14 protein-coding genes are annotated in these 17,732 nt (G+C 72.3%); 7 read left to right on the forward strand and 7 right to left on the reverse strand.

What is annotated here, in order from left to right; genetic code table 11:
- Window positions 1–69 precede the first annotated feature (69 nt).
- The 6 genes from ACTJK8_RS14300 (at window position 70) to rpmG (ending at window position 5,516) form a co-directional block, all read left to right on the forward strand.
- Entirely contained in the window at window positions 70–408 is a 339-nt protein-coding gene (locus ACTJK8_RS14300; RefSeq protein WP_043074193.1) for a hypothetical protein, read from the forward strand.
- Window positions 409–545: 137 nt separating this feature from the next.
- Window positions 546–2,867 (forward strand): ribonuclease R, encoded by a 2,322-nt coding sequence (gene rnr / locus ACTJK8_RS14305; protein WP_058606207.1) that lies wholly within the window; start codon window positions 546–548, stop codon window positions 2,865–2,867.
- 23 nt (window positions 2,868–2,890) lie between these two features.
- The gene (locus ACTJK8_RS14310; RefSeq protein WP_024829237.1) at window positions 2,891–3,355 is read left to right on the forward strand and encodes a DUF983 domain-containing protein; all 465 of its coding nucleotides are present in this window, start codon (window positions 2,891–2,893) and stop codon (window positions 3,353–3,355) included.
- Window positions 3,312–4,058 (forward strand): NUDIX hydrolase, encoded by a 747-nt coding sequence (locus tag ACTJK8_RS14315; RefSeq protein ID WP_012320511.1) that lies wholly within the window; start codon window positions 3,312–3,314, stop codon window positions 4,056–4,058. Before ACTJK8_RS14310 ends, ACTJK8_RS14315 begins: the two co-directional genes overlap by 44 nt.
- Complete coding sequence (locus tag ACTJK8_RS14320) at window positions 4,055–5,242, forward strand: MFS transporter (protein ID WP_234740692.1); 1,188 nt, start codon at window positions 4,055–4,057, stop codon at window positions 5,240–5,242. Before ACTJK8_RS14315 ends, ACTJK8_RS14320 begins: the two co-directional genes overlap by 4 nt.
- 106 nt (window positions 5,243–5,348) lie before the next feature.
- Entirely contained in the window at window positions 5,349–5,516 is a 168-nt protein-coding gene (rpmG, locus tag ACTJK8_RS14325; RefSeq protein ID WP_012320513.1) for a 50S ribosomal protein L33, read from the forward strand.
- Window positions 5,517–5,906: 390 nt separating this feature from the next.
- Here the strand turns inward: rpmG and ACTJK8_RS14330 are convergent, their stop codons facing one another.
- From ACTJK8_RS14330 to ACTJK8_RS14350, 5 genes are all read right to left on the reverse strand, one after another.
- Entirely contained in the window at window positions 5,907–6,824 is a 918-nt protein-coding gene (locus tag ACTJK8_RS14330; RefSeq protein WP_024829236.1) for a LysR family transcriptional regulator, read from the reverse strand.
- A gap of 76 nt (window positions 6,825–6,900) precedes the next feature.
- Window positions 6,901–8,562: an OFA family MFS transporter gene (locus ACTJK8_RS14335; RefSeq protein ID WP_440762090.1), complete on the reverse strand. Its 1,662-nt coding sequence runs from the start codon at window positions 8,560–8,562 to the stop codon at window positions 6,901–6,903.
- A gap of 253 nt (window positions 8,563–8,815) precedes the next feature.
- Window positions 8,816–9,502: a hypothetical protein gene (locus tag ACTJK8_RS14340; protein WP_012320516.1), complete on the reverse strand. Its 687-nt coding sequence runs from the start codon at window positions 9,500–9,502 to the stop codon at window positions 8,816–8,818.
- A 162-nt stretch (window positions 9,503–9,664) separates the two neighbouring features.
- Window positions 9,665–12,364 (reverse strand): aconitate hydratase AcnA, encoded by a 2,700-nt coding sequence (gene acnA, locus ACTJK8_RS14345; RefSeq protein ID WP_012320517.1) that lies wholly within the window; start codon window positions 12,362–12,364, stop codon window positions 9,665–9,667.
- Between the two features lie 414 nt (window positions 12,365–12,778).
- A complete protein-coding gene (locus ACTJK8_RS14350; RefSeq protein WP_440762105.1) occupies window positions 12,779–13,597 on the reverse strand; it encodes a hypothetical protein in 819 nt (272 codons plus the stop codon).
- 126 nt (window positions 13,598–13,723) lie between these two features.
- On the opposite strand from ACTJK8_RS14350, the gene ACTJK8_RS14355 reads away from it, so the two are divergent.
- Window positions 13,724–15,124 carry a leucyl aminopeptidase family protein gene (locus ACTJK8_RS14355; protein ID WP_024829233.1) on the forward strand — a complete coding sequence of 467 codons (1,401 nt, stop codon included), beginning with the start codon at window positions 13,724–13,726 and terminating at the stop codon, window positions 15,122–15,124.
- A gap of 37 nt (window positions 15,125–15,161) precedes the next feature.
- On the opposite strand, the gene chrA is transcribed toward ACTJK8_RS14355, so the two are convergent.
- Both chrA and ACTJK8_RS14365 read right to left on the reverse strand, forming a co-directional pair.
- Window positions 15,162–16,544 carry a chromate efflux transporter gene (chrA, locus tag ACTJK8_RS14360; protein ID WP_024829232.1) on the reverse strand — a complete coding sequence of 461 codons (1,383 nt, stop codon included), beginning with the start codon at window positions 16,542–16,544 and terminating at the stop codon, window positions 15,162–15,164.
- A complete protein-coding gene (locus tag ACTJK8_RS14365) occupies window positions 16,502–17,674 on the reverse strand; it encodes a M20 aminoacylase family protein (protein ID WP_012320521.1) in 1,173 nt (390 codons plus the stop codon). Before ACTJK8_RS14365 ends, chrA begins: the two co-directional genes overlap by 43 nt.
- Between the last annotated feature and the right edge of the window lie 58 nt (window positions 17,675–17,732).

Consider the following 17,732-nt stretch of genomic DNA (forward strand, 5'->3'; position numbering starts at 1 on the left):
GGACGAGGCGCGCTGGCATCCGGCTTGCCACGCACCTGCGACCGGCCGCGGCCTTCGAGACGGATGCCCATGAACGCGAGCGTCGAACGGGTCAGGGATGCCCTGGCCGAGCTGATCAAGGCCGCACTTCTCTCCGATGACGGCCTGAGCCGCGCCTGCCGCGACGCGGGTCGCGCCAAGCTCGCCGACCTCGCGGGCGACCCGCCCGGGCCGGAGAGCGTGCGGATGGACGGCGCCTGGACGCTCGCCGTGCAGGAGGCGGAGAGACCGGAACTCGCGCCGCTCGAGGGACGGGTGAACCTGACCCTGCCGCGCGCCTGCCCCTTCACCCTGGACGAACTCCTAGCGCCCGGCCTCAACGTGGACCTGGCCGTGGCGCGCATCCGGAAGAGCGCGTCGACGGGCTGATCGCGCCTGTTGAGGATTGCCGGGACAACGTTGCCGCGCGCGGGCGGGACACCCATGTTACACGCACAGGACCGACGCCTCGGTCCCGCGCCCGCACGCGGGTCCCGTCTATCGCAGAACTGTCCGGCACCCCCCTTTTGGCACGACGCACCACCGCCCCGGCGGCCGAGCCCGCCGCTCCGCAGCCCTTCCCCACCCGTGAGCAGATCCTCGCCTTCGTCGCCGAGTCGAAGGAGCGCGTCGGCAAGCGGGAGATCGCCAAGGCCTTCGGCATCAAGGGGGCCGCCAAGATCGACCTGAAGCGCGTCCTGAAGGAGATCGAAGAGGACGGCGCCCTCGACCGCGGCCGCGGCGGCCTCGCCCCGGCGGGCCACCTGCCGCCGGTCGTGCTGGCCGACATCCGCTCCCGCGACCGCCACGGCGATTTCCTGGCGATCCCGGTGGAGTGGACCGGGACCGGCAAGCCGCCCGCCATCGTTCTGGTGCAGCCGCGCGGCCCCCGGAAGGGCAACCGCCCGGCCCCGGGCATCGGCGACCGCGCCCTGATCCGGGTCGAGCGCGACGCGGAAGGCGGCTACGCCGGCCGGGTCGTCAAGGTCATCGGCAAGAACAAGGCCGAGATCATCGGCGTCTACCGGGCCGGCGCACAGGGCGGCCGGATCGTGCCCGTCGAGAAGCGCGCGCAGGGCCGCGAGATCCTGATCCCGCCCGGCGAGGAGGGGCAGGCTCGCGACGGCGACCTCGTCAGCGTCTCGCTGGAGCGCGAGACGCGGTTCGGCCTGCCGAAGGGGCGTGTGCGCGAGCGATTGGGCTCGCTCGGTTCCGAGAAGGCGGTGAGCCTGATCGCGCTGCACCTCCACAACATCCCGCACGTCTTCGCCGACGCGACCCTGGCGGAGGCCGACGCCGCCAGGCCCGCCACGCTGAAGGGCCGCGAGGACTGGCGCGACCGGCCCCTCCTGACCATCGACCCGCCGGACGCCAAGGACCACGACGATGCCGTCATGGCCGAGGCCGATCCCGACCCGGCCAATCCCGGCGGCTTCATCCTCACCGTCGCCATCGCGGACGTGGCCGCCTATGTCCGGCCGGGCTCCAGCCTCGACCGCGAGGCCCTGGAACGGGGCAACTCGGTCTACTTCCCCGACCGGGTCGTGCCGATGCTGCCCGAGCGGATCTCGAACGACCTCTGCTCCCTCCGCGAGGGCGAGGACCGGCCGGCGCTGGCGGTGCGGATGGTCATCGCCGCCGACGGCGAGAAGCGCCGCCACGGCTTCCACCGGGTGATGATGCGCTCCCGCGCGAAGCTCGCCTACGCGCAGGCGCAGGCCGCCATCGACGGGCGCCCGGACGATGCGACCGGGCCGCTTCTGGAGACGGCCCTTCGCCCCCTCTGGGCGGCCTACGCGGCCCTGCGCGCGGCCCGCGACCGCCGGGGGCCGCTGGCCCTCGACCTGCCCGAGCGCAAGGTCCTGCTCTCGCCCGAGGGCGCGGTCGACCGGGTGATCGTGCCGGAGCGCCTCGACGCCCACCGGCTGATCGAGGAGTTCATGATCCAGGCGAACGTCGCCGCCGCCGAGACCCTGGAGCAGGCCCGACAGCCCCTGATCTACCGCGTCCACGACGAGCCCGCCCTGGAGAAGATGCGGGCGCTCGGCGAGGTCCTGGCCTCGGTCGGCATCAAGCTGCCGAAGGAGGGCGCGCTGCGGCCCGCCCTGTTCAACCGGATCCTCGCCACCGCGGCCGAGACCGAGCACGGCGTCTTCCTCAACGAGGTGATCCTGCGCAGCCAGGCCCAGGCCGTCTACGCCCCCGAGAATCTCGGGCATTTCGGCCTGAACCTGCGCCGCTACGCGCACTTCACCTCGCCGATCCGGCGCTACGCCGACCTGATCGTGCACCGGGCGCTGATCACCGCCTGCCGGCTCGGATCGGACGGGCTCGCGAGCGACGTCTCCCTCGGCGAGCTGGCGCAGATCGGCGAACAGATCTCGGCGGCCGAGCGCCGCGCCATGGCGGCCGAGCGCGAGACGATCGATCGGCTCATCGCCCACCACCTCGCCGACCAGGTCGGCGCCACCTTCGCGGGCCAGATCGCCGGCGTCACCCGGGCCGGGCTGTTCATCAAGCTCGACGAGACGGGCGCGGACGGCTTCGTGCCGGTCTCGCAGCTCGGCGCCGACTATTTCCGCCACGAGGAGGGCCGCCACGCCCTGGTGGGCGAGCGCACCGGGGAGACGTTCCGCCTCGGCGACCGGGTCGAAGTGCGGCTCGTGGAGGCCGCACCGGTGGCCGGGGCATTGCGCTTCGAGCTGCTCAGCGAGGGCCGGACCCGCTCCGGTGGCCGGACTGCCGGGCCCGGCAAGAAGGCCGGCGGCCGGGCCTTCAAGGCCGCGCCGCCCGGCCGCCCCCCCGGCATCCGCAACACCGGGTCGCGCCACCGCGGCTCGCGCCGCTGACCCGGGCGGTGTAGACCCTGGACATGGCCGCCGACGCGATACCCGAGCGCACCCGCCTGATCCCCGCGATGGCCCGGGGCTTCATCGGCCGCTGCCCGCATTGCGGCCAGGGCCGGATCTTCGGGCGCTTCCTCAAGGTGCGGCCGGCATGCGACGTCTGCGGCCTGGAGCTGCACCACCACCGGGCCGACGACCTGCCGCCCTACGTGGTGATCTTCATCGTCGCCCACATCGTCGGCTACCTGATCCTCGAGACTGAGAGCGCCTACGACGTGCCGCTCTGGGTCGAGATGGGCGTCTGGCCGGTCTTCACCCTGGTCTTCGCGCTGGTCCTGCTCCAGCCCGTGAAGGGCTCCGTCGTCGGGCTGCAATACGCCCTTGGCATGCACGGCTTCGCCACGCTACCGCGGAGCCGCCCCGCCCCGGGACCGGAGGAGACACGCCTTGCCGCTGCCGCAGCAGGAGCCCCAGATCGCCACAGCTCCTGAGCGGAAGCCCGCCGCTGCCGCGCGCCTGCGGCCGCGGGACGCCGCGACCATGATCGTGATCGACCGGCGCGGACGGGGCAGCCCGAAGGTCCTGATGGGCCGGCGCAACCCGAACCTCGCCTTCATGCCGGGCAAGTTCGTCTTCCCGGGCGGCCGGATCGAGCTCGGCGACCGCCACATGCCGGTGGCTGGGGCGCTGCCCGACTACGCCGAGGCGGCGCTGACCCGGCAGGTCTCCCGGCCCCCGCACCATCTCGGCCGGGCCCTGGCGCTCGCCGCCATCCGCGAGACCTACGAGGAGACCGGCCTGCTGCTGGGCACGACCGAGCACGGCGCTCCCGAGGACGTTCCGGCGGGCTGGGAAGGCTTCGCGCGGCACGGCGTCCTGCCGGACCTCGAGGCGCTGCACCTCGTCGCCCGCGCGATCACCCCGCCGAAGCGGGTGCGCCGCTTCGACACGCGCTTCTTCACCGTCGACCGCCGCATGGTGGCGGCCGAGGAGCCGGGGCGGGTCCAGGCCGACGCCGAGTTCACCGAGCTCGCCTGGGTCAGGCTCGACGCCGCCCGCAAGCTCGACCTGCCCACCATAACCCGCGCGATCCTGGACGATCTGGAGGCGCAGATCGCCGCCGATTTCGCGCCCTACCGGATGATCCCCTTCCACTACGAGCGCTACGGGCGGCGCGAGCGGGTGGCCTTGTGAGCGGTTCCAACGGATTGGAGCAGGAGCAGCGGCGCGGGATCAGGTCGGAGGAGGTGGCGGCGATCTCGGCGGCCGTGACCTGCGTCACCGTCGTCGGCATCGGCCTCAGCCTGTCGATCCCGCTCCTCTCGATCGAGATGGAGCGTCGCGGCGCCTCGAGCACGCTGATCGGGCTCAACACCGCGGTGGCGGGCATCGCCAGCATCTGCACGGTGCCGTTCGTGCCGCGCCTCGCCGCGCGGGTCGGCGTCGCCCCGCTGCTCGGGCTGGCGCTCCTCGTCGGGGCGGTCAGCCTCGCGCTGTTCCCGCTCCTGCCGGGCATCGCCCTGTGGTTCCCCCTGCGCTTCGTCTTCTCGGCGACGCTCGGCGCGCTGTTCGTCCTCTCCGAGTACTGGATCAACGCCGCCGCCCCGCCGGAGCGGCGCGGTCTGGTGATGGGCATCTACGCCACCGTCCTGGCGGCGGGCTTCGCGGTCGGACCGCTGCTGCTGGCCCTGGTCGGCACCGAGGGGCTGGCGCCCTACGCGACGGGGGCCGCCCTCATGCTGGCCGGCGGCCTGCCCATCGCCCTGGCCCGCGGCCTGTCCCCGACGATCGAGACGGGCTCCGGCCGCGGCATCCTCGGCTACGTCCGGCTCGCCCCCGGCGCCCTGGCGGCGGCCCTGGCCTACGGGGCGGTGGAGACCGGCATCTTCGCCATCCTGCCGCTCTACGGCCTGCGCCTCGGCTACGACGCGCAGGGGGCGGCCGGCCTCGTCAGCCTGATCGCGCTGGGCAACGTCCTGTTCCAGATCCCGTTCGGCTGGCTCGCCGACCGCCTCGACCGGGGCGCGGTGCTCCTCGGCGCGGGCCTCGCGGGCGCCGCGGGCTCGGCCCTGATCCCCCTCGCGGCCGGCCATCCGGCGGCGTTCGGTCTGCTCCTCCTCGTCTGGGGCGGCATCGCCGGCACCCTCTACACGGTCGGCCTCGCGATGCTGGGCGACCGCACGCCGCTGAACGACCTCGCGGGCGCCAACGCGGCCTTCGTGGTGCTCTACAATGTCGGCCTGATGCTGGGACCGCCGGTGATCGGCGGCGGGCTCGACCTCGTGCCGCCGAACGGGTTCGCGCTGGCGCTGCTCGCCCTGTTCCTGGCCTTCGCCGGCTGGCTCGCCGCGACGGAGCGCCGACGCGCCCGCTCTTGACCTGCCGGGCCCGATCGGGCATTCACCCGCCCGTATTCGGCCGGGCCCTCCCGGCCATTTGCGTTTCGCTCACGCGGAATGCCGCACCCTGCAGGAGCGCCGCGCCATGGCCAAGGCCGTCACCGTCAAGATCAAGCTCGTCTCCACCGCCGACACGGGCTACTTCTACGTCACCAAGAAAAACTCCCGCACGCAGACCGAGAAGCTGACGATGCGCAAGTACGATCCGGTCGCGCGCAAGCACGTCGAGTTCAAGGAAACCAAGATCAAGTAAGCCCGCGGGCCGCATCGCGGCCCCACGGCCGACGGGAAGCCGCTCCGACACGGGGCGGCTTTTTCTTTGCCCGACACCGCGATCCCGCCCGCGGCCGGGCGAACTCGGAGCGCTGCGGCCCGAACGGCCGACAGCTTGGCGCCAGCACGAATCGTTAACCGTCGCTCGTCCCGGAGGCTGCTCGATTCGCCGGCCGATCACCGGCCCGCGGGTTCGGCCAGCCCGACAGGTGGAGGGCGGGTTCGATGCAGCGGATCCTGCTGGCGCTTCTCATCACCGCGGCGGTACTCGCGCTCTGGCTCCTCCTGACGCTGCCGGTGCACGCGCTCCGTGCGACCCGCGGATTGCTCCCGGCACGCCGCGCCCCGGTCCGGGCGCGGAGCCGATCGCTCACGCGGGCCCCGACGCTGCCAGATCCGGATCGAGCGTCCGCGCCAGGGACCGCGCGATAGAGACGAGGGCCGTGACCATCGGCGTGGACGGCTCGCGCCGCGGGGCGACGAGGCCGATCGTGTGCTCCAGGTCCGGCGCGGTGATCGGGAGGCTGCGCACGCCCGCCATGGGGCCGAGGGCGTCGACCAGAATCTCCGGCATGATCGAGGCCCAGCGCAGGGTGCGCACATGGGTCAGCAGCACGATCATCGAGTTCGATTCGAGGGTCGCGGCGGGATCCGCACCCGCCTCCCGGATCTGATGGTCGATGATCCGCCGGTTCTGCATGTTCGGCGTGAGCAGGCAGAGGGGCAGCCGGCTGGTCTCGGCCCAGGTCACGTTGGCGCGATCGTCGAACGGGCCGCCGATCGCCGTCACGAGGCGGTAGCGCTCCCGGTAGAGGGGAACGGAGATCACCCGCCCGAGGGGCTCATTGTCGAGGTAGGTCAGGCCCGCATCCGCCTCCAGGTTCTCGATCAACGAGAAAATGTCGGCCGAGGTGGCGGATTCGACCGTCAGCCGCACGTCCGGGTGCCGCTCGCGGTAGGGCGTCGTGAGGTTCACGATCATCGGCAACGCCGTGGGGATGGCGGCGATGCGCAGGTGGCCGGTCAGGCCCCGGCGCAGGCCGGTGACCTCCTCGTGCATGGCCCGCGCGTCGGCCACGATGCGCCGCGCCCATTCCAGGACCCGCTCGCCCTCGGGGGTGAAGCCCTGGAAGCGGGAGCCGCGCAGCACGAGCTGCACGCCGAAGCGGTTCTCCAGCTGCTTCACGCCGGCCGAGAGCGTCTGCTGGGTCACGCCGCAGGCTTCGGCGGCGTGCCCGAAATGCTGCTCGCGGGCGAGCGCGAGCAGGAAGTCCAGCTTGTCGATCACGACGACGGCATCCCGGCACGGCGAGGCGCCGGAAACCTAGCGACCCGCCGTGCCCGCCACAACCGAGCGCGCCCGCTCAGCGGAACAGGATGAACGCCTTCGACAGGGTGATGCCGATGCCCCAGACGATCGGGATGCCGACCACCGCCCAGGCCACGGCGGCCCCGGCGCTGAACCCGCCGCGGCCGATGCCGAAGGAGCCGGACGGTCCCGAGGCCGTGGCGCCCGCGCGGACGTCCAGGGAGGCCCGCTCGGAATCGGACATGAACCAGCGCTGCGCCAGCGGCCGGACCAGCAGGTTGCAGAGGAAGCCGACCGCCAGGAAGCTCGCCAGCACGTACATGGTCCGGCCGTAGAGATCGGCCCCCTGCACGCCCGCGGCGACCTGCGCCTCGCGGATCTTGGTGATGACGAAGGGCCCGACGATGCCGGCCATCGACCACGCGGTGAGCAGGCGCCCGTGGATCGCGCCCACGAACTGCGTGCCGAACACGTCGGCGAGGTAGGCCGGCACCGTCGCGAAACCGCCGCCGTACATGGACAGGATCACGCAGAAGATCGCGACGAACAGCGCCTGCGAGCCGATGCCGGCGGCCCAGGGCGCCGCCGCGTACAGGAGGCCGCCCAGCGCGAAGAAGATCGCGTAGGTGCCCTTCCGCCCGATCCGGTCCGACATCGAGGCCCAGAAGAACCGGCCCAGGATGTTGAACAGGGACAGCAGGCCGACGAAGCCGGCCGCGATGGCCGCGACCTGCGCCTTCTGGCCGGCGTCGAGGGCCGAGAAGCCGGTGCCGGGCAGGCCGATCAGCTCGCCGCCGAAGATCTCTTGGAGCATCGGCGAGGCCAGGGCCAGCACGCCGATGCCGGCCGACACGTTGAGGAACAGGACGAGCCAGATCATCCAGAACTGGAAGGTCTTGTGGGCGTCGCGCAGGTGGACGTGCCCCGAGGCGATCATGGCGTTCTTGGCAGTCGGGCTGGTCCAGCCGGCCGGCCGCCAGCCGGCCGGCGGCACCCGGTAGCCGAACGCGCCGCCCAGCATGAACAGGATGTACCCGACTCCCATCACCGCCAGCGTCTGCCAGACGCCGGCCGAATCCGCGGTCCGGAAGCCCTTGATCAGGCTGTCGGCCAGGGGCGAGCCGATCATCGCGCCGCCGCCGAAGCCCATGATCGCCATGCCGGTTGCCATGCCGCGGCGATCCGGGAACCACTTGATCAGCGTCGAGACCGGCGAGATGTAGCCGAGGCCCAGCCCGACGCCGCCGATCAGGCCCATGCCGAGCCAGACGATCCAGAGCTGGTGGATGTAGACGCCGAAGGCGCCGATCAGGAAGCCGCCGCCCCAGCAGAGGGCCGCCGCGATGCCGGCCTTGCGCGGGCCCGCCCGCTCCAGCCAGCCGCCGAACAGCGCGGCCGAGAGGCCGAGCACGACGATGCCAATGGAGAAGACCGTGACGAGGTCGCTGACGCGCCAATCGCAGGTGGTGGTGAACAGGGCCGTCATCACGCCCATGTCGGGGCAGGCGGCGGGCGCCGGCTTGCCCACGGAGAGCGCCCGGGTCAGCGGCAGCCAGAACACCGACAGACCGTAGGCCATCCCGATGCAGAGATGAATCGCCAGGGCCGCCGGCGGCACCAGCCAGCGATTGAAGCCCGGCTTGGCGACGATCCGCTCGCGCGACAGCAAACTCGGCGTTCCCTCAGGCGCGATCGCGCCTGCCACTCCAGCACTCATGATGGACTCCTCCGCCGCGGCCTCGTTGGCGGGCCGCTCGGCGGGCGACCATGCGCGATCTGTGTGCAGGGTGCCAGCGCGCGACACGCTGAGCCGGCGTTTTTAATCCCGTTGGCCGCCGCCTGTATGCATATTCCGCGTGCACGGGTGGCGAGGCGCGGTCGGGAACCGGCTCTGCCGTGCAGCCGACCGCGCGGAGATCTCCGCGGAGCCGGGCAGCGGTCTTGTCCGGCGCCCGGCCCCGCGGTCCTTCTCACATCGGCGGGGTCAGGCCGTCCTTGCCGACCGCCACGAGCTTGCCCTCCGCCTTGGGACCGTCCTTGGCGACCACGGCGAAGACCTTGGAGCCGGGCGTCAGGATCGCCTTGTCGGCGGGCTCGAAGGCGACGATCGGCGCCGAGGACGGCACCACGATCTCCTTGGATCCATCCTTGCCGTAGCTCACCGTCAGGGTGCGCTCGCCGCCCGAGGCGGCCTTGTCGGCCTTCACGGTGCCGTTGGTCATCGCGCTCTTCACTTTCGGGGCGTTCGACGACTCGGCCTTCACGGTGCCGTTGGTCATCGCGCTCTTCACCTTGGCGCCGGCGCCCGCGGTGTGGTCGGTGATCGAGTCCCAGCCGTAATGGCCCTCGCCCGTGCCGCGCATCGACTCGGGGAAGAGCACGACCTCCAGGGCGGTCATCGGGTTCTCGCCCTTGGTGGCGGTGCCGATGAAGACGCCGTCCTTGATCGCGTCGAGGCTGGACGGGACCACCCAGGCGAACTTGGCGCCGGCGACGTCGACCGTCTCGGTCTTGCCGTCCTCGGTCTTGATCGTGAGCGTGCTGCCGTCGGCCTTGTCGACGGTCCCGCGGACGCGCTCGACCTGCGCGGCGAAGGCCGCGCTCGACAGCAGGGCTGTCAGGCCGGCGGCGGCGAGGGTCTTGCTGAGATGCTTCATCGAGGTCCCATCCTGGCTTCGGGAGCCGGGTTATGGGGCGCCCCGCGCGCGAAACAAGGTTGTGCGCAAGCGAAATGCCGGGCCTGTGAAACAAATAAGGCGGCGCCCGGTTGAGCGCCGCCTCATGGGTCGGTCGGGCGGCCCGAGGGCCGCCGCAGGAGGCTAGGCCGCGAGCGAGCGGAGCACGTAGGGCAGGATGCCGCCGTTGCGGAAGTACTCGAGCTCGTCGAGCGTATCGATGCGGCAGGTCAGGGGAACCTGCTTCACCGAGCCGTCGGCGGACTTGATCTCCGCGGTCAGCGTCTGGCGGGGCTTCAGCTCCCCGGCGAGGCCCTTGATGGTGACGGTCTCGTCACCCTTCAGGCCCAGCGACTGCCAGCTCGTGTCGCCCTGGAAGACCAGCGGCACCACGCCCATCCCGACGAGGTTCGAGCGGTGGATGCGCTCGAAGCTCTCGGCCACCACGGCGCGGACGCCGAGCAGCTTCGTGCCCTTGGCCGCCCAGTCGCGCGACGAGCCGGTGCCGTACTCCTTGCCGGCGAAGATGACGAGCGGCGTGCCCTGCTCGGCGTACTTCATCGCCGCGTCGTAGATGAACATCTTCTCGCCGGACGGCTGGAAGTGCGTCCACCCGCCCTCGACCACGCCGCCGGAGGCGTCCTTCACCATCTGGTTCTTGATGCGGATGTTGGCGAAGGTGCCCCGCATCATCACCTCGTGGTTGCCGCGCCGCGTGCCGTACTGGTTGAAGTCCTGCACGCGCACCTGATGCGACTGCAGGTACTCGCCGGCCGGCGACGCCGCGCGGATGTTGCCCGCCGGCGAGATGTGGTCGGTGGTGATCGAGTCGAGGAACAGGCCGAGGATGCGCGCGCCCTCGATGTCCTCGACCGGCTTCGGGGTCTTCTCCATGCCGACGAAGTAGGGCGGGTTCTGCACGTAGGTGGAGCCCGGGTTCCACGCGAAGGTCTCGGCCTCGGTGACCTCGACGTCCTTCCAGTTCTGGTCGCCGCCGAACACGTCGGCGTAGCGGGACTTGAACAGCGCCGAGGTGATGTTCTCCTCGATGAACTGCTGCACCTCGGCCGAGGACGGCCAGATGTCCCTCAGGTAGACCGGCTTGCCGTCGGATCCCTGGCCCAGCGGCTCGGTGGTGATGTCGATCTGGAGCGAGCCGGCGAGCGCGTAGGCGACGACCAGCGGCGGCGAGGCGAGGTAGTTCGCCCGCACGTCGGGGTTCACGCGGCCCTCGAAGTTGCGGTTGCCCGAGAGCACCGCCGCGGCGACGACGTCGTTGTCGTTGATCGCCTTCGAGATCGCCTCCGGCAGCGGGCCGGAATTGCCGATGCAGGTCGTGCAGCCGAAGCCCACGAGGTTGAAGCCGAGCGCGTCCAGCGGCTCCTGCAGGCCGGACTTCTCCAGGTACTCGCCGACCACCTGCGATCCGGGCGCGAGCGAGGTCTTCACCCAGGGCTTGGAGCGCAGGCCCTTGGCGACGGCGTTGCGGGCCAGCAGCCCCGCGCCGATCATCACCGAGGGGTTCGACGTGTTGGTGCAGCTCGTGATCGCGGCGATCACCACGTCGCCGTGCCCGATGTCGAAGTTGGTGCCCTCGACCGGGTAGCGGCGGGCGAGGTCGGCGGCCTTCTTGAACTCGGTCTCCATGGAAGCGGCGAAGCCCGCCTTGGCGCCGTCGAGGAGCACCCGGTCCTGCGGGCGCTTCGGGCCGGCGAGCGAGGGCCGGACCTCGCCCATGTCGAGCTCCAGCGTGTCGGTGAAGACCGGGTCGGGGGTCTGGGCGTCGCGCCACATGCCCTGCGCCTTCGCGTAGGCCTCGACCAGGGCGATCCGATCGTCGGAGCGGCCGGTGACCTTCAGGAAGTCGATAGTCTTCTGGTCGACCGGGAAGAAGCCGCAGGTCGCGCCGTACTCGGGCGCCATGTTGGAGATCGTGGCCCGGTCGGCGACGGCCATGTCGTCGAGGCCGGGACCGTAGAACTCCACGAACTTGCCGACCACGCCCTTCTTGCGCAGCATCTGGGTGACGGTGAGCACGAGGTCGGTGGCGGTGGTGCCCTCGGGCAGCTTGCCCGACAGCTTGAAGCCCACGACCTCGGGGATCAGCATCGACAGCGGCTGGCCGAGCATGGCCGCCTCGGCCTCAATGCCGCCGACGCCCCAGCCCAGCACGGCCATGCCGTTGACCATGGTGGTGTGCGAATCGGTGCCGACGAGCGAGTCGGGATAGGCGACGTCGGCGCCGTTCTCCGACTTCGTCCAGACGGTCTGGGCAAGGTATTCTAGGTTCACCTGGTGGCAGATGCCGGTGCCCGGGGGGACCACCGAGAAGTTGTCAAAGGCCGACTGGCCCCACTTCAGGAAGGTGTAGCGCTCGCCGTTGCGCTCGTATTCCAGGGCGACGTTGTCGGCCAGCGCCTTCGGGGTGCCGAACTCGTCGACGATCACCGAGTGGTCGATCACGAGATCGACCGGCACCAGCGGGTTGATCTTCTGCGGGTCGCCGCCGAGCGCCACCATGGCGTCGCGCATGGCGGCGAGGTCGACCACCGCCGGCACACCGGTGAAGTCCTGCATCAGCACCCGCGAGGGGCGGAACGCGATCTCGACCTCGGCCTTGCCCTTCTGGTCGAGCCAGCCGACGGCGGCCTCGATGTCGGCCTTCTTGACCGAGCGGTCGTCCTCGTAGCGCAGCAGGTTCTCCAGGATCACCTTCATGGAGAAGGGCAGCGCGGCGGCGGAGGCGAGGCCGTTCTTCTCGGCCGCGGGAATGGAGTAGTAGGTGTAGGTCTTGCCGCCGGCTTCGAGCGTCTGGCGGGCCTTGAAGCTGTCGAGTGAGGGCACGGCTGGTTCTATCCTCGCTGCGGGTTGTCGAACACGCGCAGGCAAGACCTGCGCTACGAGATCTGTGTTCGGCCTGTGTAGCGCCCGACGGGCGCGCGCCGCCCCGGGAGTGCCCGGGCAGGACGATGCGCGGGGGCGATTTGGACGCCCGTGATGCCGCGCGGCGCAGCCGCGGAGGGATATAGAACTTTTCGAATCTGGCCGCTACCGGGTCGTCATGACAGGCGCGTTTTCCTGTCGGGCCCGGAGCGCGAGGGCGCGAGCGCGGTCAGCGGCCGGGCGCTGGGACGCGTCGGGAAGGCGTCCTGCGCGACGGCGCAGCACCGATCCGGGGCGCGGAGCCGGGACCGGGGGTGTCGAGCCGGCGTGAGGGCCGGCATGGCTGAGCCGCGCAAGGCCGGGCGGGTCGCCCGATCACCCCTGCCCCGGCAGGCCAGCGCCGGACAGCGCCTTCGACCGATTCGGCTGGGCCGCGAGCCGGCGCAGGGAGGCGACGTTCGTGGCCGCCTCCTCGGCGCTCATGTCGCGGCGCAGGACGGCCTCGGCGTCGGCGAAGCGGCCCTTGAGGCTCAGGACCATGGCGAGGTTTGCCCGCACCCGCGCGTCGGCGCCGGGCTGGTCGGCGGCGAGCCGCAGGGTCTGCTCGGCCTGATCGAGGTTGCGCGACAGCGCGTAGGACAGGCCGAGATTGGACAGGAGCGAGGGCTCGTTCGGCCGAATCTTGAGGGCGGCCTCGTAGAAGCCCTGCGCGCGGGCCTGCTCGCCGAGCTGGGCGGAGGCCGAGCCCTGCGCCGACAGGATGCGCCAGTCGGGATTGGCGGGGGTGTGCGCGTTGGCCAGCACGTCGATCGCCTCGCGGAAGCGGCCCGCTTCGACCAGCGACTTGCCGTAGGCGCCGAGAAGGGCCCGGTCGCGCGGGTTGCGCAGGGCGGCCTGCTGCAGCACCGCCGAGGCCTGGCTGATCTGATCGGTGGCCCGCAGGGCGCGGGCGTAGGCCATCGCCGTGCGCCCGTCGGCGGGGTCGGCGTTGAAGCGCTCGGCCAGCCGGTCGACGTCCTGCCGCGAGGGCGCCGCGGCGGCCGCGGATGGGCCGCCGAGGGGGCCGATCGAGCCGGTCGTTTCCGGAGAGCCGGTGTTGCAGCCGGCGAGGCCGAGCGCGACGGCGGCCGCGAGGGCCGCGCGGCGTCCGGCACGGGCCTGGGACTGGGTGACCCGGAACAGGGCCGTCATCATGGTGCGCTCCGCCGGCATCTGGACCGGACGCGATGGCACGCGCTTCACGCTCCCGGCCGGCCGGTGATAGAGCGTTAACCCTAATCACCGGTTAAGCCGCCGCTCCGGGCGGCACGCGAGAGGCACATGACCCAGGCCGAGATTCCGGCGACGACCCGCGGGCTCCTGCCCGGCGACACCCAGGCCGTACCGGTGACGCTGGTCACGACGGGGGATTGGGCGGTCGTCGAGTCCGGCCTGGAGCCGGCCCAGCGGAGCTTCGCCCAGGCCATCGGCTTCACGCCGAAGGCGGGCAGCCTCGCGCTCCTGCCCGGCCCGGACGGCAGCCTCGCGCGGGTCCTGTTCGGCCTCGGCGATCCGGAGGCGGCCGCCTACGACCGTCTCCTCGTCGGCAAGCTGCCGGGGCTGCTGCCGGAGGGGATCTTCCGCCTCGAGAACGCCGCCGAGCCGCATGAGGCCGCCCTCGCCTGGCTGATGGGGAGCTACCGCTTCGGCCGCTACCGGTCCGGCGGCGGGACCAAGGCCCGGCTCGCGGCGCCGGCCGGCATCGACGCGGCCGAGGTCGAGCGGATCGCCGCCGCGGTCGCGCTGGGCCGGGATCTCGTCAACACGCCGGCCAACGATCTCGGACCCGCCGAGATCGAGGCGGCTGCCCGGGCACTCGGCGACCGTCACGGCGCCACCGTCACGGTGACGGAGGGCGCGGCCCTCGCCGAGGGGTACCCGCTGATCCACGCGGTCGGCGCCGCCTCGCCCCGGGCACCGCGGCTGATCGACCTGACCTGGGGGCCGGCGGACGCGCCGCGCGTGACCCTGGTCGGCAAGGGCGTCGCCTTCGACACCGGCGGCCTCGACCTCAAGCCGTCGGCCGCGATGCTGCTGATGAAGAAGGATATGGGCGGCGCCGCCGCGGCGCTGGCCGCCGCCGACATGGTCATGGGCGCGGGCCTGACCCTGCGCCTGCGCCTGCTGATCCCCGCGGTGGAGAACGCGGTCGCGGGCAACGCCTTCCGCCCCGGCGACGTGCTGCCCAGCCGGGCCGGGCTCAGCGTCGAGATCGGCAACACCGACGCGGAGGGCCGGCTGATCCTCGCCGACGCGCTCGCCCTCGCGGACGCCGACGCGCCCGAGCTGATCCTCGACTTCTCGACCCTGACCGGTGCGGCCCGGGTGGCCCTCGGGCCGGACCTGCCGGCCTTCTTCACGGAGGACGACGCGCTGGCCGAGGCGGTGGCGCGGGCCGGGCGGACGGCGATCGATCCGGTCTGGCGCATGCCGCTGCACGCGCCCTACGCGAGCCTGCTCGACTCCAAGGTGGCCGATCTCAACAACGTCTCCGGCGGGCCGTTCGCGGGGGCGATCACCGCGGCCCTGTTCCTGCGCCGCTTCGCGCCCAACACGAGGGCGCACGGCCATTTCGACCTCTACGGCTGGAACCCCTCGACCAAGCCCGGCCGGCCGGAGGGCGGCGAGGTCCAGACCGCGCGGCTGACCTACGCGCTGCTCAAGGCCCGCTACGGCGGCTGATCGCCGCTCTTCGCTGCGCTCGGGACGACGGAGCGGCTCAAACGAGCCCCGCCTGCCGCAGCAGGATCCCGGCCCCGGCGCACAGCGCCAGGGTCTGGAGCGTCCCGAGCCCGAACCGGAAGACCGCGAGGATCGCCGCCAGGGTCAGCAGCAGGGCGGCCGGGTCCAGGCTGCCCGGCACCGGCAGGTCGAGCCTGAGCGGCCCGAGCGGCACCGTCTCGACCTGGGCGAACAGCGTCCGCAGCCCGAACCACACCGCGAGGTTGAGGATCACGCCCGCCACCGCGGCGGTGATCGCCGAGAGGGCGCCGGCCAGCCGGCGGCTGCCGCGCAGGCGCCCGATCAGCGGCGCGCCGGCGAAGATCCACAGGAAGCACGGCACGAAGGTGACCCAGGTCGTCAGCAGCCCGGCGAGCGTCCCGGCGAGCAGCGGCGGCAGGGCGCCGGGCGCCCGGAAGCCCGCCAGGAAGCCCACGAACTGGAGCACCATGATCAGCGGGCCGGGCGTGGTCTCGGCGAGCCCGAGTCCGTCGAGCATCTCGCCGGGCTTCAGCCAGCCGAACTGCTCCACGGCCTGCTGCGCCACGTAGGCGAGCGCCGCGTAGGCGCCCCCGAAGGTCACGAGGGCCATCTTGGAGAAGAACAGCGCCACCTGCCCGAAGACCGGCGGCACGCCGGGCAGGACCAGCAGCGCCGCCACCGGCAGGAGCCAGACCGCGAGCCAGAGCGCGGCCGTCCGCAGCGAGGACGCGGCGCCGACGCGCTCCCGCGGCAGCGCCGCCTCGCCGATCAGGACGTCCGCCTCCTCCGCCGGATCCACCGCGCGCTCGGCAGCCGGGCGCCGGCCGCGGGCGAGGCCGAGCGCGCCGGCGGCGACCACGACCAGCGGGAACGGCACCGCGAGGGCGAAGATCGCCACGAAGGCCGCGAGGGCCACGAGCCGGTCCGTCCGGTCACGCAGGGCGCGGCCGCCGAGCCGCCACAGGGCGTGCAGCACGATGGCGAGCACCGCCGCCTTGAGGCCGAAGAACAGCCCGGCGACCGCGTCGACATGGCCGTAGAGCACGTAGAGCCAGCTCAGGGCCATCAGGGCGAGGAGCCCGGGCAGCACGAACAGCCCCCCGGCGACGAGGCCGCCCGCCGGCCCGTGCATGAGCCAGCCGATATAGGTGGCGAGCTGCTGCGCCTCCGGCCCCGGCAGCAGGGTGCAGAACCCGAGCCCGTGCAGGAAGCGCCGCTCCGAGATCCAGCGCCGCTCGTCCACCAGGATGCGGTGCATCACGGCGATCTGCCCGGCCGGCCCGCCGAAGGAGAGCGCCGCCACCCGCAGCCAGACCGGGACGGCCTCGGCCAGCGACGGGGCGGCGGGCGGCGCGCTCAGGCGCTGCGCGGCAGCCCGGTCTCGATCAGGCGCGCCCACAGGGAAGCCCCGTACGGCGCGGCCGCGTCGTTGAAGTCGTAGTGCGGGTGGTGGAGCGAGGCACTGTCGCCGTTGCCGATGAACATGTACGCGCCGGGGCGGCGGCCGAGCATGTAGGAGAAGTCCTCGGCGGTCATCATCGGCGCCACCGCCCGGTCGACGTTCTCCCCACCCACCAGCGCCGCGGCGACGCCGGCCATGAAGTCGGTCTCGGCGGGATGGTTCTCGGTCACCGGGTAGCTCGCCCCGTACTCGACCCGGCCCCGCGCGCCGAAGCCGCCGGCGATCTCGGCCACCAGGGTCTCGATCCGCGCCTTGATCTGGCTGCGCACGGCCTGGGACAGGGTGCGCATCGTGCCCCGCATGGTGACGGTCTGCGGAAGCACGTTGAAGGCCTCGCCGGCCTCCAGCGCGCAGACCGAGACGACGGCCGACTGCACCGGGTCGAGGTTGCGCGACACGATGCTCTGCAGGGCGATGATGACGTGGCTCGCCACGAGCACGCTGTCGACGGCGTTCTGCGGCAGGGCCGCATGGCCGCCCCGTCCCTCGATCGTGACGGTGAACCGGTCGGTCGAGGCCATGATCGGCCCCGGCCGGATCGCGAAGGTGCCGACCGCCATGCCGGGAATGTTGTGCATCCCGTAGACCGACTCGACCCCGAACCGCTCCATCAGGCCGTCGTCGACCATCGCCTCGCCGCCGCCGCCGCCCTCCTCGGCGGGCTGGAAGATCAGCACGGCCGCCCCGTCGAAATCCCGGGTCTCGGCCAGGTACTTGGCGGCGCCGAGCAGCATGGCGGTGTGCCCGTCGTGGCCGCAGGCGTGCATCTTGCCCGGCACGGTCGAGCGATAGGGCAGGTCGCGCACCTCCTGGATCGGCAGGGCGTCCATGTCGGCGCGCAGGCCGATGGCGCGGTTCGAGCTGCGTCCCCGGCCGCGGATGACGCCGACCACCCCGGTGCGGCCGATACCGGTAACGACCTCGTCGCAGCCGAAGGACCGCAGCGTCTCGGCGACGAAGCCGGCGGTGCGGTCGACGTCGTAGAGCAGCTCGGGATGGGCGTGCAGGTCGTGCCGCCACGCCGTCATCGTGTCGGCGAAGGCGTGGATCCGTTCGAGGACGGGCATCGGGTCGGGGCTCTCGTGGCCTTTGCGGGTGGGTCGGACCAGCAAAGCCGGGGCCAGA

The sequence above is a fragment of the Methylobacterium sp. 22177 genome, assembly GCF_052045615.1.
Lineage (GTDB): Bacteria > Pseudomonadota > Alphaproteobacteria > Rhizobiales > Beijerinckiaceae > Methylobacterium > Methylobacterium radiotolerans.